The 16,698-nt window shown below is 47.0% G+C and carries 11 protein-coding genes; 2 read left to right on the top strand and 9 right to left on the bottom strand.

Features of this window, described 5'->3' with window-relative positions:
- Nucleotides 1-155: 155 nt before the first annotated feature.
- Genes AC59GT_RS00055 through AC59GT_RS00045 form a run of 3 tightly spaced genes read right to left on the bottom strand, consistent with a single transcriptional unit; the run spans nt 156 to nt 6,460 of the window.
- The gene (locus AC59GT_RS00055; protein WP_497235735.1) at nt 156-2,519 is read right to left on the bottom strand and encodes an alpha-L-rhamnosidase-related protein; all 2,364 of its coding nucleotides are present in this window, start codon (nt 2,517-2,519) and stop codon (nt 156-158) included.
- 49 nt (nt 2,520-2,568) lie between these two features.
- Complete coding sequence (locus AC59GT_RS00050) at nt 2,569-4,104, bottom strand: carboxylesterase/lipase family protein (protein ID WP_497235734.1); 1,536 nt, start codon at nt 4,102-4,104, stop codon at nt 2,569-2,571.
- Between the two features lie 25 nt (nt 4,105-4,129).
- Nucleotides 4,130-6,460 carry a glycoside hydrolase family 3 protein gene (locus AC59GT_RS00045; RefSeq protein ID WP_497235733.1) on the bottom strand — a complete coding sequence of 777 codons (2,331 nt, stop codon included), beginning with the start codon at nt 6,458-6,460 and terminating at the stop codon, nt 4,130-4,132.
- Nucleotides 6,461-6,802: 342 nt separating this feature from the next.
- On the opposite strand from AC59GT_RS00045, the gene AC59GT_RS00040 reads away from it, so the two are divergent.
- The gene (locus tag AC59GT_RS00040) at nt 6,803-7,369 is read left to right on the top strand and encodes a biliverdin-producing heme oxygenase (protein ID WP_497235732.1); all 567 of its coding nucleotides are present in this window, start codon (nt 6,803-6,805) and stop codon (nt 7,367-7,369) included.
- 2 nt (nt 7,370-7,371) lie between these two features.
- On the opposite strand, the gene AC59GT_RS00035 is transcribed toward AC59GT_RS00040, so the two are convergent.
- Nucleotides 7,372-9,579: an ATP-binding protein gene (locus AC59GT_RS00035; RefSeq protein ID WP_497235731.1), complete on the bottom strand. Its 2,208-nt coding sequence runs from the start codon at nt 9,577-9,579 to the stop codon at nt 7,372-7,374.
- A gap of 200 nt (nt 9,580-9,779) precedes the next feature.
- On the opposite strand from AC59GT_RS00035, the gene AC59GT_RS00030 reads away from it, so the two are divergent.
- Nucleotides 9,780-11,636, top strand: a complete 1,857-nt coding sequence (locus AC59GT_RS00030; RefSeq protein WP_497235730.1) for a M1 family metallopeptidase — start codon at nt 9,780-9,782, stop codon at nt 11,634-11,636.
- Nucleotides 11,637-11,740: 104 nt separating this feature from the next.
- On the opposite strand, the gene AC59GT_RS00025 is transcribed toward AC59GT_RS00030, so the two are convergent.
- From AC59GT_RS00025 to AC59GT_RS00005, 5 genes are all read right to left on the bottom strand, one after another.
- Nucleotides 11,741-12,277: a hypothetical protein gene (locus tag AC59GT_RS00025; RefSeq protein WP_497235729.1), complete on the bottom strand. Its 537-nt coding sequence runs from the start codon at nt 12,275-12,277 to the stop codon at nt 11,741-11,743.
- Nucleotides 12,278-12,937: 660 nt separating this feature from the next.
- Nucleotides 12,938-13,384 (bottom strand): hypothetical protein, encoded by a 447-nt coding sequence (locus AC59GT_RS00020; RefSeq protein ID WP_497235728.1) that lies wholly within the window; start codon nt 13,382-13,384, stop codon nt 12,938-12,940.
- A gap of 67 nt (nt 13,385-13,451) precedes the next feature.
- Complete coding sequence (locus AC59GT_RS00015; protein ID WP_497235727.1) at nt 13,452-13,910, bottom strand: DUF2059 domain-containing protein; 459 nt, start codon at nt 13,908-13,910, stop codon at nt 13,452-13,454.
- Between the two features lie 2 nt (nt 13,911-13,912).
- Entirely contained in the window at nt 13,913-15,025 is a 1,113-nt protein-coding gene (locus tag AC59GT_RS00010; protein WP_497235726.1) for an acyltransferase family protein, read from the bottom strand.
- 401 nt (nt 15,026-15,426) lie between these two features.
- On the bottom strand, nt 15,427-16,698 hold a 1,272-nt coding region (locus tag AC59GT_RS00005), incomplete at its 5' end, for a PIG-L family deacetylase (protein WP_497235725.1).

The following is a 16,698-nucleotide window of genomic DNA, read 5'->3' as shown; positions in this document are numbered from 1 at the left end:
AACGTAACCTGGGCATAACGCCGGTGTTATATTTGTATGCGCTCCAAATGTAACAGCACCACCTTTATAAAAGTTAGCCATGCCAACTTTTATGACATTGTTTAAACACCTAACAGCTAAAAAGACAAAAGCAGGATGCTATTAACAACAATGCCTTAAATACTAAGTACGTTCCTGCCGCCCTTCAGATGGTACCGCTTTCCATGCCAAACCAATACGCCCTCTGTTTTCACGGGCAAGCTAATCTCCATACGCCACTTGCCACCTAGTTTTGCGTAGTTAACCGCTACTGTTCCGTTTGGATGTGGAATTTCACCGGAGGCCTTTTCCAGCGCACCTAAATGCGGTTCTATCTTTATCTTGCCGAAACCCGGCGCATAGCTATCTATTCCCAGCACAGTGCGGAAGAACTCCACATTAGGGCTGGCTCCCCATGCATGGCAATCGCTGCGGTTATGCTCAAGGTCAGATATTTCGGCCCAGGTAGTAAGGCCCATCTTGATGTTATCACGCCATACATCCAGCCAGTTTAGGTAATTATTACCAAGCCCGCCTTTGGTAAGCGCCTGGTGCAGGTAGTACTTAAAGTAAATAGTACATTTCACCAGGCTGGTGTCTTTCTCTATTTTTTTAGCCAGCACACCCGCGTTTGCACCTGCAACGCCACTGAGGATAGCCAGTGCATTTGCATGCTGTGAGTAAGTGTCCTTGCTTTTACTGTCAGCATAAAGGCCTCTCCCGGCGTTCCAGTACTTTCGTTGAATTGTGGCCTGTAGTTTTGCAGCCTCTGCCCGGTAAAGCTGTGCAAATGCCGGCATGCCTATTTTTGCTTCCATCTCTGCCGCTTCGTGGTAAGCCAGGAGCAACTGCATATCCAATATTGCAGTGTTTCCGTCTGCATCTTTAGGTGCCTGACCAAAATCCCAACCTTTTTGCGATACCCAGTCTACAAAGGTCCAATAAGGTGCATCTTTAAGCGATCCGTCTGCTTGCTGATATTTTTTAAAGAACCGCAGCACGTCCCGCGCGCCATCAAGCTTGTTTTTTACAAAAGCCTCATCATTACGGTACATCCAGTAGTCGTGCAGCATAGAGATATACCAAAGTGAGAAAGTTGATATGATTTGCGGACTATACGACGGATGCCTGCTAAGTGTGACGCCCTCTGCCAGGCGCGAATTATCTATAAGGTTGATGGCGTTGCGGGCCAAACGATCGTCGCCGCTGTTAAAGTATGAAATAAGTGCCTGTATCCGCCCGTCGCCTATGTATTGCAGTTGTTCGTAATAGGGGCAATCGTAATAGGTTTCCATTGCGCAAGACCGTGCGGTACGCCAGCCTATATCCAGAATCTCCTGCATTTCGGGATTGCCGCTATTCAGCTTTGCATTAAGCTTGAGCGGATAACCGGTGAATGTGCCATAGAGGTCGTCAATGGTCAACGGTTCATCTTTCGTTGTAACATTAACGAAGATGTACCTAAACGTGCGGAATGACAGCGTGGTAAAGCTTTGACGGCTTCCGTCAGCAATAATGCTATCCTTACGCCCTACAAACTTGTAACCATCTACCTGGTTGCGGTTTGGCTTAACTATTTGCCAGGTATTACCAACATTTACCATGGGCGACTCGCAATAGGTAAAGGATACACCAGCATTATTGCCGCCGCTGAAATTGAAGGTAAGATAGGCATTGGTGAGATACGATTGATCTAAAAGAAACGAAGCTTTGGTATTTGCAGGAATGCTGAAGGCCTTTTTTTCCGCCGGAAAACCAGAAGGAAGATTAATGCCCGTAGCTTTACGCACACTTACCAGCCGTTGAAGCTTCATTTCCATTTGAGGAAGTGTAGATGGCACCAGCATCCAGTAAAAAGCATTTTTGTACCCCTTTGGATTTCCCTTGTCAATTTTTTGCACGCCGGGCCATTTGCCCGCATCATCCATCCAGCTTTTTGTTGACTGATGCATATCAACCAGCTCACCTGGCCCAGCTACATAATACGTGCTGTAACCAACGCCATTTAGCGGTTTGTATGCCACATCCCTAATGCCTTTCCAGGTATCATCCGTATTAAATACCCCTTCTTTATCGCTATCGCCTTGCAGGATAAAAGCTGTACGAACAGATATCTGGGCTTCCGCGCGGCTTTCGCCTTCATTCCATACTGTAGCCGCTATAGTATTATGACCCGCAGTTAAATAAGGAGCTATATCGACTGTTTCGTATCTCCAGTAATAAAGATCTCCCCTGGCAGGGCCTTGTGATACCAGGGTATGGTTAACGTACAGTTTGTAACGGTTATCTGCAGAAACATGAACCAGGAACTTCGTGGGTTTTGCGGGCAGGTCCGCAGATTTGCTGAAGTGGTACACGCCATATTCATGTGCAGGTTCATTCGGCACGGCTATCCATGATGCTTTCCACTGCTGCGTTAAAAGCTCCGGGTTTACATCCTGAGCAAAAAGGGACGTTAAAGCACAACAAAACATGAAGAGAGATGCGCAAAAGTTCTTCATAAATACAGATTGATGACGAGTGGCGCCCGTTACGCGCACTACAGCTAAGCTACTTATTTTCCGCCGATTGCTTTACCATAAACTCCAGTGCAGCTTTATCAAAAAGCGCTTTTGGCACTTGTTTTTCGCCAAGCTGCATCATTTTGCTGTTAGTAGTTTTATACATCGGCCATACGGGTAACCCCGGGCCGTTAGGGTCTCCCTTAGTTGCAAAGTTTACCCAATAGCTTGACATCACATCCGCCAGCTTTTGATCTCCCGGTTCAAAAGGCCGGTTCAGGAACTTTAGATTATTAAAGGCATAAGCAACCTCTGCCGTGTGGAACGACCCATATTTTTTAAATGCCTCGGTAGCAGGCACCCGGCGTACAAACCGGTACAGGTAAACAGGTCTGCCTTTATTTGCCTGTACATTGGCCCAGGTAAAGTTTTGTATACCAAAGGTAATATCGCGCGAGATATTAATCTGCGAGCGCTCCGCTTCCGCGTCGGTATTGGCAGGGTATAACTTCAGGAACTCGCCGGCTTTTTCTTTATATTGCTTTTGTGCGTCTGCCTTATAATCGGCAGCATTCTTCAGCTTGCCGATAAATGCGTCGTCCATGTTCCAGCCGGTAAGCAGGTCTGCTTTGTTCTCTTTCCCGGCTGCAAAGATAGTAGCTACATCCTGCGGCAGTATATAACCATCTACAATGGGCCGTGCATTATGCTGTTTCAACAGTTCCTCTGCAGACAGCTTCCTAAGATCCGCCAATGAGTTGGCACCTAATTTCTTGGCGGTCTCCACCCCGCCCTTTTCAGCCTGGGCAAGTGTAGTAGCACCCAGCGGACCACTGATAAAACCAGCCCCGCTTTCGGCAATAGCGCGTTTAAACAAACCTTTAGCCTGCGGCGATGCTACCAGGTAATTTACGGCAAATGATCCTGCAGATTGCCCTGCTATGGTCACATTATCTGGGTCTCCACCAAAGGCGGCTATATTGGTTTTCACCCATTGCAAGGCTGCAATAAGGTCCATCAACCCGTAATTACCAGAGGCATGATTAGGCGATTCTTTTGTTAGTTCGGGATGTGCAAAAAAGCCGAAGATACCCACCCGGTAAGGGACGCTCACCAACAGCACGCCCTTCCTGGCTAGTGCTTCGCCGTCGTATATAGGTACGTTAGTTCCACCACTTACAAATCCTCCGCCGTACACCCATACAATTACCGGCCGCTTCTCACTTACGGCTTTAGCGCCCGTCCAAACGTTCAGGTACAAACAATCTTCGCTCAGGGGTTCATCTTTAATCAAAAACTCGCGCGTATAAACGCCGAACTCGTTTGGCTTACCTTGCATGGGGCTTTGTGCAAAGTTTGTACAGGCCCTTACATCCATCCATGGTGTTACAGGCTGCGGCGCCTTCCAGCGCAGCTCTCCCACGGGTGGCGCGGCAAAAGGTATTCCCTTAAAGGACATAACAGCACCATCGGCACTGGCGGCGCCGGCGATTGGCCCGGCACTGGTTTTCGCAACTTTGAATGCATCCTGCGCTACAGCAAAGGAGCATAACAACAATAGCGGAAGAATGAGCAAGCGTTTCATAAGCGGCTAATTGGTTGTTGCTAAATTATGGTTTTGCTGTGGCTTTTACATACTTAGCTGTACGGGGATCATTAATAACACCTTTCCAGTTTAAGCCGTAGCCAAAGTCATAAGCATGCCCCTCACCGTCTTTAAATACTTTCATGTCATGAGGCACATCTTCAAACTGTGCTTCAACGGTAGCCATATCTGCAGGCATCTGCATCGGCAGCAATGCAGATGGCTCCGCTTTTCCGGTCATTATATCCAGGCTGGCTTGTCCCTGTACACCAAAATCTCCAATAATAGCACTCGCCTGTTTTTCAAACTCGCTAAACACCATCGGGTTGTTGAGGTTGACCGATACGATAACCGGTCTACCCTTCATTTTTGTGTAAGTATCCGTTACCATGGCGAGGTCGGTAACATTGGTAGATGTTTCTGCTTTACCTTTATAGCTCCTGTTGGTAAAAGACTCCAGCGGATCTCCGCCTGCAATACTGGTTGCACGCGCTGTTGCCGCCACGTACTTACCGTATTGCAACGAAATTGGCAGATAACCATTACCGCCGTTTTTGGCATCGTCGGCATCGTAGCCGCCGCGGCCAATTGGGCTGGCGATAAACACAAGGGCGTAATCCGCCTCGTCCGGGTTGTCAGTGACCTTAAAGTACTTTTTAACCGTTTCTATATTTACCGGGTACTCTAATGATTCCGGCGTTTTCATGCCAAGGAAGTTTACGCCTGCAGGCGTAAACTTCTTAGGAACGTAAACCGTTTTGCCGGTTTGCAGCGGCAGCACGTTGTTCTTGTTTTTTAGCATTACGATAGACTTCAATTGGGCATCGTAACCTGCTGCCATAAACTCCGGATTGCCTACAGTTTTCTTTGATTGCTCTGCATCCAGGTACGGGTTCTCAAACAAGCCGGTCTGGAATATATTGCGCAGTAAACGGGTAGCCGATAGTTCAAAACGAGCACGCATAAATTTTTCGCCATGCTCTTTTACCCCCAGCTGGTAGGCTTCTATAACAGGCTTCATATCGTTATTACCGCCAAACTGGTCTACCCCCGCCATTAATATTTTATAGTGACGCTGGGCAATTGTCGCTTTTTCCATCCCCCACGATTTACCGGACAAAAAGCTGTTGATAACCGTTTCATCACCGGTAACCAGCCAGTCTGTACACACCACGCCATCGTAGTGGTATCTATTGCGCAATAGGTCGGTAATAATGTATTTATTGTAGTTGTTGGCTACATTTTCGTGGTTCTTGGTGTCCTGCTTCCAGCTAATAGTGTAATAAGGCATTACGGCGGCGGCCATTTTGGTTTTGCCGTTCAGCTTGAAAGCGCCTTCGGTAAATGGCACCATGTGCTGGGCAAAGTTATTGCCCGGGTAAACAGCGTACTTGCCGAAACCGTAATGGGCATCACGCCCGCCCTCACCGGCGCCACCGCCCGGCCAGTGTTTCACCATAGCATTCACGCTTACGTAACCCCAGCCTTTGGCAATTTCGTCTTTACCGGTAGAAGTTTGGAAGCCCTCTACGTAAGCTCTGGCCATATCAGCAGCCAGGTAAGGGTCCTCGCCGAAGGTTCCGCTAAAGCGGTTCCAGCGCGGGTCTGTAGCTATATCAATTTGCGGAGACAAAGCGGTAGCAATGCCTAACGCGCGGTACTCCTGCCCTGCAATGCTGCCGAACTTTTGCGTTACAGATGGGTCGAACGTAGCAGCCATCCCTAACGAGCCCGGCCACATAGAAATAGAACCACCTGCACCCGCGTTAAACTCGGCGGTAGCACGTGTGCCATGCCGCGGGTCGCTGCTGTTGTTGGCTGGTATTCCCAAGCCAATGCCCTCTACCAGTGCCTGCGCATTATTGTTCCACTTGGCCGCAACTTCCGCGCTTTGTACCGATGTGATCAACACATGCCGTACGTTGTCTTCTGTTAAGAATTTCTTTTGCTGATCGCTAAGATCCCAGGCATTTGCACCGCTTTCGGCAAATACCTTACCATTATAGCTACCAGCAAAAGGGCCTGCCGGTGCCGCCGGTATAGGCTGATGCCGGCTGTATAACATCAGCCCTGCAATCTGCTCAACGCTCATTTTCGCAGCCAGGTCTCTAGCGCGCTCATCAACCGGCAGTCGCCAGTCCTCGTACTTGTCCAGCTTACCATTCTTGTTCAGGTCCTTAAAAGCTAACCCGTCCACCGTAAGCAATTTTACGCCCGATGTAGTGGAATAGCCCAACTTCTGGCCGGCTTTGTTGGTCACAAAAACAATGTCACCTACTTTGTTTTCGGTGTACTTGGTTTGGGCTGCCGCAGCCATTGGCAGCATCATGCTAAGCAGCAGATATCGTTTTTTCATTTATTTAGAGTTGTTGTAAAATGATCTTAACTGTTGGTTGCCAACAAACAGGCACAAACGAGCACAGGAAGAACCAGGCTAAACATGCGTCTGTAACGGGTAAATAGTAAGCGTTTAAAATTATAACTGGTTGAAAGACAATCTTTGTGTCTATACTACACAATGGTAGAAATTATATTTTACAATCACAAATAAAATAGCGTGCGACATCCTGAAATGCCTTATAAACTAAGACAACTCGATTTTCAGTGCACAAAACTATTTACTATAATAGTGCGTTCCTACTTTCCAGTCACCCTACAATGAAAGGCGCAGGTGGCTGGCGTGAATTAACACAATACGATGCTTTCAGAAAAACTAAAAGAACAAACACAGCAAGATCATCAGTACCTCGAGAAAATGATGGTAAAGGATTTAAAAGCCATCCGCACTAACGGGGAGTACGCGGCTTTGTTACAGAAGTTTTACAGCTACTTTGGCGGACTGGAAGTCAAAATAGATGAAGTATTCGATAAAACCCAACTACCGGATGCAGCCGAACGCCGCAAAGCAGAGGCGCTGTCAAATGATATTAAGTTTTTAGGCGGACAGGTTGCTGATAAGGCTACCGGAGCTGCCCTTCCCTCCATCAACAACCACCTGCAGGCCGTAGGAGCGATGTATGTTATTGAAGGATCGACCCTGGGCGGAAAGATCATCAGTAAAATGATGCAGCAGCAGCTTGGCCTAACAAACGACGGTGTAACTTTTTTTGAAGGATACGGCGATCAATCCATGCAGATGTGGGGCACCTTTAAGGAAATGCTGAATACGCAAGCAACCAACCCCGAACAGGAAGCAGTGGTGATAGCCGCAGCCAATGAAACGTTCCGCAAGTTTGGCGATTGGTTTAAAAACAGCGAAAACTAACGCTATTTGCGGAAAGCGATGCTGAAAGTGGTGCCGCGCCCAAGTTCGCTGTCAACCCATATTTTGCCTTTGTGCTTCTCTACAATACGCTTAACAATAGCCAGCCCTACTCCGGTGCCTTCAATGTCGCCCACGTTATCCATACGGTGAAAAAGCTCGAATACGCGCGGCAGCTGTTTTATATCTATGCCCAACCCGTTATCTGTTACGGTGTAAACAACCTCAAGGTCATTCTCCGTACCGTTTATTTCCACCATAGGTGGTTCCGACTTTATTGAATATTTAATAGCGTTGCTGATGATATTTGCAAAAACCTGCGATATCATCACCGGATCGCCCTGTATTCGTGGGGTATCGCCAATAGTGATCCTGGTATTTTCGGCTTTGTACACAAGTACCATATCTTTTACCTGCTCGTTGATGATATGCGCCACATCAATATCAGTTGTCACCGGCTCGCTTCGGCCAATACGGGAGTAGTCCAGCACCTCCTCAATCATGTTATTCATCTTGTCGGCACCTTCTCTTATACGGTCGAGCGCTCTAAGTGCCTGCGGCTTAAGCTCCTTGTCCCTGCTTAAGATCTGCGCATAACTCTTTATAACCGCTATCGGGTTTTTAAGATCGTGCGATATAGTAAAGCTAAACGTGTCCAGTTCTTCGTAAGCTTGTTTTAGGCGCTCGTTCAGCAAACGTATGGCGCCTGCTTTTTGGTTGATTGCGTAGGAGATCTCGCTTTTAAGCCTTACTATAGACTTTACTTCCTCGGCTCCCCATGGCTTTGATGTACCCGTAACGGTTTGCGACCATTCCTCAAAAGATTTGCGCGGAGAGATCTGCATCATGCCATTACCGCTTACTTCAACAGGTTTCTCCGGGTTGCCGGCCCATACTATAGTTTGCAGCTGTTCGGGCTTAAACCAAATTACATACTCGCCCAACTCTTTAGAAATGGTAAGCACCATCATGCCCGAAGCTACTTCTTTAAATGCCTTAGCCCGCTCAAACTCTGCAGAGAGGTGATGCGTATAGTATACCGACTCATTTACATTAGCCTTTATCCACCCAATTAATCCTGTTAGCTGATCATTAGTTGGTGTGTTGCCCAGCTTTTTAATATTGTTCTCAAAAACCAGCACAGCCCCGTCAGCATCGGTAACATCTAACAATGTCACCGGGTTGCCGGTAAGTGCTACCTCAATCTCGTTGTCTTTCAGCATCAGCCTGCTTAGTTGATCAACAGCGGTTTTATAACGCTCTTGTATGAACTGGTTCTCCTCGTCCTGCCTGAACTCCAGTGCTGACGACAAAATTTGCCCGATAAGCTTTGCCGACTCGCGCGAACGATAATCAATAAAACGCGGCGTGTAGTTGTGGCAGGCAATAAGCCCCCAAAGCTCCTGCTTATAAATAAGCGATATGCTAAAACTGGAGGCAACACCCATGTTCTTGAGGTACTGGATGTGTATAGGCGAAACCGCGCGTAACTGCGACGGGGTAAGGTCCAGCGGTGTATCGTCGCCGTTGTCTTCGCGTACAATACCCGATGGTTCGGTATGTACATCAGCAATCAGGCGGGTAAAGTTACGCTTATATAATTCACGTGCCTGCTGCGGGATATCTGACGCGGGATAGTGCAGCCCCAGCCACGATTGCAGGTCGGCATCTGCCGCTTCGGCAACCACTTCGCCGTGGCCGTCTTCCGCAAAACGGTATATCATCACCCTATCGTAACCTATAACGTTTTTCACCTGCATCACGCTATTCTTAAGCAGATTTTGCAGGTTCTTGTCGGTAAGCATTTCAGAGAGTGAGCGGCCTATGGCCCTTTGCACATCGGTCTCGCTATCTGACCGTGCCGGCTCAAACTCCAGCAGGTAATACTCTGCCGATGAAGAAATGATCAGGTGAAAGGGTTTACCCTGGATATCCGTATTAAAAGGATTGGTTTGTTCAAACCCGTTGTTCTTACCAAAAAGAATCAGCTGGCTGATAAAATTTGGCGGCTCGTTAGCGCCTATCAGCGGCTCAATAGCTGTTACATGTTCACCCAGGATATTGGCTGGCATGTTAGGTACAAAAGCATGCAGATTATCACTGTAAAAACGCACGATGAACTTTTTATCCATCACGATTAAAAAACCGTGCGCCTGTATTTTGCCCGGGATATGGATAGGCTCCTTATCGCAGTTACTGAGGTCGATGTTCAAAGGAAAATGGTGTTATAGATAGCTAAAAAACAAATATGAAAATATAAAATCAATTAAGCAAAAATGATAGCCTGCCAGTTAATAGCCGCCCTTTAACCAAATCATGATAACTTAAAGTATTAAAATCAATCCGGTTGATCCAGCTGCAACTTAATTTTGCACGCGGCGTCCTTTAGTTCATATTTACTTTTTTATTCTTTATGCGTATTCGGCTCACCATTCTATTCGCACTATTCGTTTCCGGGGCATGGGGACAAGCCAAATTACCCGTGGCAACAAATTTCAGAAAGGCCTACGCCAACCAAACGCGTGATGTAAGCGGCCGTCCCGGAAAAAAGTACTGGCAAAGTACCGCCGACTACGATATTAAGGTGACTTTTGATCAAGGTTCAATTACAGGCACTGAGTCCATCAGGTACATAAACAATAGTGCGGATACGCTTAAGAAGGTGGTTTTTAAGTTGTATCCGAATATTTTTAAACCTACTGCCATGCGCAACGTGATTATTGATGACGCTGCCACCGGCGAGGGCGTAAATATCTCGACGATGCGCCTAAACAACAAGGTGATAGATAGCAAGAAACGTTCGGTTCGCGGCACCAATCTTTACATCAACGGTGTTGCCATAGCTCCCGGTGCAACTGCCCGTTTTGACGTTACCTATAATTACCAGCTAAATGACACCTCTTTTATCCGTACAGGCAGGGTAGAAAATGGTGCTTATATGATAGCATATTTCTTTCCACGCATTGCCGTGTACGACGACATAGATGGGTGGAACGAATACCCGTACTTAGGCAAGGAAGAGTTTTATAACGATTACTGCAACTTTAAGGTAGCCATTACTACGCCCGGCAAAAACCAGGTTTGGGCAACAGGCGACTTAAAGAACATTGCTGATGTTTATGAACCTGAATTTGCCAAACGCATAGCCTACGCCAAAAATAAAGATGCGATAACAGATATAATTACAGAACAAGACTTTAAAAACGGGCACATAACCAAAAATGAAAACGGCAATAATACCTGGCTTTTTGAAGCGCGCAATGTGACCGATTTCGCCTTTGCTGTAAGCAACCATTACATATGGAAAGCATCAAGCGTAATGGTGGATGCCACCACAAAAAGGCGCACCCGGGTAGATGCTGTGTATAACCCGCATCATACCAATTTTGATCCCGTTATCACTTTGGCGCGCAACACCGTCGAGGCAATAAGTTTCCGGGTACCGGGTGTACCTTTCCCTTATTCACACCAAACCATATTTGAAGGATTAGATGCAATGGAATACCCCATGATGGTGAACAACCTGCCGTTTGATAAAAACGATGTGGCTTACTTTACCGCACACGAGATATTTCATTCCCTGTTCCCCTTTTACGTGGGCAGTAACGAAACCAAATACTCGTTTATGGACGAAGGCCCCGCCACCCTGGCCGAATTTACCCTGCGGCCGCTGATAGAGCCCGGCGCGCCGAACGGGTATGACCTGTCACCGGTAAATAATACCGCCGGCAGCGATCAGGATGTGCCTGTAATGACCCTCACCCCTCAGCTTTACGGTAAAGCACGTTTTGCTGATAAGGACCTTAAACCGGCGCTCGCCCTGCATTACCTGAAAGACATGCTGGGTGAAAAGCTTTTTTATGATGCATTGAAGTATTACATTAATACCTGGAAAGGCAGGCACCCTACGCCATACGACTTTTTTTACTGCATGAACGCAGGGGCAAAGACCAACCTTAATTGGTTTTGGCAAAATTGGTTTTATGAAAAGGCCGTTCCCGATTTAGCCATTAATGAAGTGAAGCGCCATCAAAATAATTACACGGTAGGCATAAACAACATTGGCAAAGCCGCAGTACCTGTACACCTTTCTGTAATTTACCAGGACGGGCACACCCGGACCATCCACCGCAGCATTGATTGCTGGGCCAAAGGTACCGCCTCTTTAAAACTGACCTTCACCGCCAAAGGAAAGATAGGCAAGCTGGTGTTAGGCGATGCTTACGATGCCGACATTGATCCTTCGAATAATATTTGGATGATGAAATAGCCGTAAAGCTTTATGTTCATAACGCTCTACGTGATACACAATGCGTTGTGGTGAATTTAACACTTGGTATCAAGTCAGCCCAACTGCCGAATACGTAATCAATCTTAATCGATATAATACCAGTTCTTATCTATTTTTTTCAGGCTCTTTCTGTACAATGAATCTAAAGATGATATCTTCTTAATCTCCGGAATGTAAAAAACAGTCTTGCCATCATCCAGGTACAATTTTAATGGTTCGCCCAGGTCGGCAAAGTCTGTTCTAAACCCGGTAATACTAAATGCCTGCAAATCATTTTTCAGCTTAGTTGTAAAGCTTAAGATATGCTTCTTTCGGCTGGAAGAATCAGGCGATTTATCCCAGTTGTTTATCTCTGGTTTGTACTCTATAGAATCGCGCACCCACATTAACTTGTCATTATTTAGCGCCATGTAATAAGCATTTGTTTTGTTTTTGCTGTACGTATACAAAAAATAGTAATTGCCCCCTCGGCTTACTAGCAGGCTTTTATGCTGGCACAGCTGCATAAGTTTGTCCCTGTTATCGTATATTCCTGTTAATACCCCTCTTTTACCGTCGCATGCAGACAATCCTAATGCGAGTAACAGGATGATTGAGGCGGATTTTTTAAGATTGATCATCAAAATAGTATTATTTAATTGCCGATACAGCTTGAGAAGCACAAGTACGCCATGCATTGGCCTGCACCGCATACCTGCGCCAGCGGGGTCATGAAATTTATACTTACTGCTCACATTATAAATGTAAGTACAATAGGCTATCTGGCAATGTTAGTAAAGTAAAAGGTTCGAGAGGCACAAGTACGCCATGCTTTTATCCTCCACTGCATACTTGCGCCAGCAGGGGGCCATGCTTTGGTCCACGCTGCATACTTGCGCCAGCGGGGGGCGACTTGTGCTAAAGATAACTATCATTCATTCTAAAAGATCCTGTAATAAAATAGAAAGATTCCTTTTCATTTCTAATTACGCCAATACCAAACAAATACCATTTTATTTTAATTGGCTCTGAACGTTGAAGTACCCTTTTATAGAACAGCTTCTTTAAGACTACTTGATCCTCATTATAAAACACATCATTAAGCGAAAAAGAGACAACAACAAAAAACATTAACGCGATTGTCATGATAACTAACGTAGCGGTGTCATATTCCTTCTTTATGATAGTGAATGCTATGACGCTGAATCCTATTATAATAACGGCAGCTTGATTAAGCCTCGCGACGTCTTCTCCAAGAGTTTTCAATTTAGTTCAATTATTCATATTTAGCTTTTCTCGCGCTAGTGAGAGAGGCATTTACTGTCGCAAAATGCATCTATATTTCCAGCATATATTGACCTTGATAATATATCCACAATTTCAGGAGGTATTTTATCAAGAGTAAGCGGGTTTAATGGTTTTGCTACCATGTGATAATTAGTGTTATTAAAGTTACCAGGTATGGTTTTATCAAATGAAAACAACCCTTTCTTCGCCATAAAAACAAAATCACTAAGATATCGCTCATCAGCTTTAAAGCCGATTATCTGACTTAAATCTTTATTTATTAAAATTTCAGATGTTTCTGGCAAGCCCATAAAATAAGCTGAAAGTAAGTTACAATTTCCGGTAGCTTTAGAGATTGATATGGGCAATACTCCTCCTCCTGATGCAGCAAAAGGAATGTGTTTGTGATTGGTGAAAAACCAATCTATATCAATCCCTAATTGTTCTTCTTCTGTGAACATGCAAGCGAGATTATTGTAGTACTTGGCCAGTTACATTGTCAGACTTGGTCATCATATTCAACCATTATTACTCCTTAAACGCTTCCGTCATCATCTGCTGCAGGTCGGCCTGGTGCATTTGCACAGCCTGGCGGCCAAGGTCTGCGCTCTTTTCCATCAGCACGGGCTGCTTTTGTACGAATTTTGTCCCTAGCGGGCTGCGGTAAAACGCGGCGAGGTCCTTTAGTTCTTTTTCGGTGAACTGCTGGGCGTAAAGGCTGGCCATTTGGTCTTTAATGGTTGCCCAGCTTACATATTTGGTTACAAAGGTGTTCATCACCTCTATAAACTTGGTGCGTTTATCTTCGGGTACCGATGCGCTGGCCTGTTTTAGCATCACCGTGATGCCCGATTTAAATTGCGCTTCGGACTGTGAGGCTACCAATACATCTTCTGCCGCTTTTAACTGTGTCGGTGTTACTGCCGGCGTTTGTGCTTTTGCCGCAATGCAAAACAACAGGCAGGCCATCATTAGTTTAATTTTCATCACTATATCTTTATAAATATTTTCCTAAGATAGAATATCCACATCACCAGCCATAGTATCAAAACAATAAAAATGGCGCCCAGCAACGACGCATTTACCGGGCTGAAGTAGGGCTGAAAAAGTGTTTGATAGATGGATTTATCGCCCAGCTTAATCAGGTTTAAATAATGCGGAATAAAGCCCGACAGCACGTAGGCCGTTATGGCATTGGTGCCGAACACCACAAAGGGATAAGTAAAACGCTTGTGACCCTGCACATCAATCAGCCAGAAACAGCTGGCCAACGTTATGGTAGCTAGTCCGCCGGTGTACAGCACAAAAGAGCTTGTCCACAAGGCTTTGTTTATGGGGAAGAAAAGGTCCCAAATTAAGGCTGCTACAACAGCAATAACGCCGTAAGTGAACATCCAGGTGGTTTTTATGGTATCGTCGCGGTCCTTACGTTTTACCCAGGTGCCTACCCGTATACCAAACAGCCCAGTCCCAATGGCCGGGAGGGTGCCCAGCAAACCTTCGGGGTCCCACGTGTGCGACGAACGCCAGAGGTGGTCAGGCGTAAGCAGGGTGCGGTCTACCCATGCGCCCAGGTTAGTTTCGGGTTCCAGGTTGGCATAACCCACACCGGGCACGGGCACAAGGGTCATGAGCAGGTAGTAACCTACAAGCGCTATTACAAATATCCAGTCGCGCGTTTTTTGTGAAGTTTTGAGGTAAAGCACGGTGCAGATAAAATATACCAGGGCAATACGCGGCAATACACCGGGCAGACGCAGCTTACCCAGATCAAAGTTCCAGCGCAGGATTAATTGGGTACACCAGGTGATGAGCATCAGGATGACCATACGGCGCAGTGCGGTTAGGATCATCTTCGACTGGTTCTCGCCAGATGCCTTGCGGCTTTCCATAGCGTACACAATAGACACGCCCACCATGAACAGGAAGAAGGGAAACACCAGATCGGTAGGTGTGCAGCCGTTCCATACCGAGTGTTCCAGTGGCGCGTAGATGTGGCCCCAGTCGCCTGGGTCGTTCACCAGTATCATAAAGGCAATGGTAGCACCGCGAAAAACGTCGAGGGAGAGCAGGCGCTTAGGTTTGATGGTTGTTGCAGACATCCGTTTTACAATTGGTGCTGTAATATAGATAATGCCTGCTTAAAAATTAAAGTTTTTAGCGCAGCCGGATCATGCTGCTATTACTTTCATGTAAGATGTTACAAACCGTGTGGTTTTTGCAGGTTTTGGGCTGTGCAGAAATCATTGCCGTGATGATACATTGAGTGGGTATTTTGCCCCGGGAAACTGTAACACCGCGTTACAGCGATGAAACAGGCCAATGCTGCCAAGTAGCTGTTATATAGCAAGTTGCTAAAATGGCCTTTTTAGCCAAACTGTATCATGGTTCCAAAAACTGTAACACAGGTTTTTGTTAAAGCTATGTATTACAGCTTCTTAACTGTTTTAAGCCCCGAAAAAGTGTAACAGGTGTAACACGCGCGCGTGTTACACCTGTAGTGTTAGAACTTATACCTGACGAAGGCCTCCATAGCCGCGTACTCGGCCATGCCCAGCTTATCGTAGTTCTGCGCCGTCTCGCGGTTGCGGTCCTCGGCACGTACCCAGAACTCGCGTTCGTCGTCTCCCGGGAACACCGGACGATCCTTTTGGCTCTGGTGCTTGAAGATCGCGTTCCGCTTGCGGATCACCTCTGCAGGAGATAACGGTACGGCCATCTCTATCTCGTGTGTGGCAAACTCGTGCCATGCACCGCGGTACAGCCATAGCCAGCAGTCCTTTACCCAGTCCTCCGTTTCTTTCAGCTTGTTCAGCGCGGCAAGGATGATGTTGAAGCACACCAGGTGGGTACCGTTCGGGTCGGCAAAGTCGCCTGCTGCAAATACCTGCTGGGGTTTTATCTTTTGTAAAAGCTCTATGGTGAGGCGTACGTCCTCTTCACCTACAGCGTTCTTCTTGGTCTTGCCGGTCTCGTAGAATGGCAGTGCCTGGAAGTGAATGTTGCTGTCGGGCAGGCCCGCGAACCGCGCACCGGAGATAGCTTCTGTTTTGCGGATAAAGCCTTTTACGTTGCGGATCTCCTGCGTATCGATCTGGTTAGGCAGCTTGCTGCCCATGAACTGGCGCATTTCCTCATAAGTGGCTTTCATGGCAGCGGTATCTTCCCCTACGCTTTCCTTAAAGTCTATGGCGAACTCTACAAAGCGCAATACATCATCATCCCATACAGCGGTGTTGCCGGAGGTCTGGTAGGCGACGTGTACATCATGCCCCTGGTCTACCAGGCGGATAAAGGTACCGCCCATGGAGATGACATCATCATCCGGGTGGGGAGAGAACACGATGGAGCGTTTTCTCGCGGGTTCTGCGCGTTCCGGCCTTTGGCTGTCGTCCGCACCGGGCTTTCCGCCCGGCCAGCCGGTGATGGTATGCTGCACCTGGTTAAAGATGTCGATATTGATGTTGTATACCGGGCCCTGTTCTACGGCAAGCTGTGCCATGCCGTGGTTGTTGTAGTCTTCTTCTGTCAGCTTGAGGATGGGTTTGTTTACCGCGCCGGAAAGCCAGATAACGGCTTTCTTTTTGAGCAGGTTGTCCCATACGCAATCCTTTACCAGCCAGGGGGTATCAAAGCGGGTAAGGCCGGAGGCCGCCCCTTCGTCCAACACGAACTCCACATGGTCGGATAGCTGCAGGTAGGTGGCCGGCACATCGCCGGAGATCTCGCCTTCTACGGCTTTCTTTACAATAGGTGCTTTCTTGGCGCTCCAGGC

This window comes from Mucilaginibacter sp. 320_HR (assembly GCF_059691875.1).
This window is presented reverse-complemented; position numbering and strand designations above follow the sequence as displayed.

Excerpts from the sequence above, each read along its gene's own strand:
- AC59GT_RS00010 (WP_497235726.1), bottom strand. The coding sequence starts at position 15,025 with ATGTCTGCAACAACCATCAAACCTAAGCGCCTGCTCTCCCTCGACGTT.
- AC59GT_RS00030 (WP_497235730.1), top strand. The coding sequence starts at position 9,780 with ATGCGTATTCGGCTCACCATTCTATTCGCACTATTCGTTTCCGGGGCA.
- AC59GT_RS00015 (WP_497235727.1), bottom strand. The coding sequence starts at position 13,910 with ATGAAAATTAAACTAATGATGGCCTGCCTGTTGTTTTGCATTGCGGCA.
- AC59GT_RS00055 (WP_497235735.1), bottom strand. The coding sequence starts at position 2,519 with ATGAAGAACTTTTGCGCATCTCTCTTCATGTTTTGTTGTGCTTTAACG.
- AC59GT_RS00040 (WP_497235732.1), top strand. The coding sequence starts at position 6,803 with ATGCTTTCAGAAAAACTAAAAGAACAAACACAGCAAGATCATCAGTAC.
- AC59GT_RS00045 (WP_497235733.1), bottom strand. The coding sequence starts at position 6,460 with ATGAAAAAACGATATCTGCTGCTTAGCATGATGCTGCCAATGGCTGCG.
- AC59GT_RS00025 (WP_497235729.1), bottom strand. The coding sequence starts at position 12,277 with ATGATCAATCTTAAAAAATCCGCCTCAATCATCCTGTTACTCGCATTA.
- AC59GT_RS00020 (WP_497235728.1), bottom strand. The coding sequence starts at position 13,384 with ATGTTCACAGAAGAAGAACAATTAGGGATTGATATAGATTGGTTTTTC.
- AC59GT_RS00050 (WP_497235734.1), bottom strand. The coding sequence starts at position 4,104 with ATGAAACGCTTGCTCATTCTTCCGCTATTGTTGTTATGCTCCTTTGCT.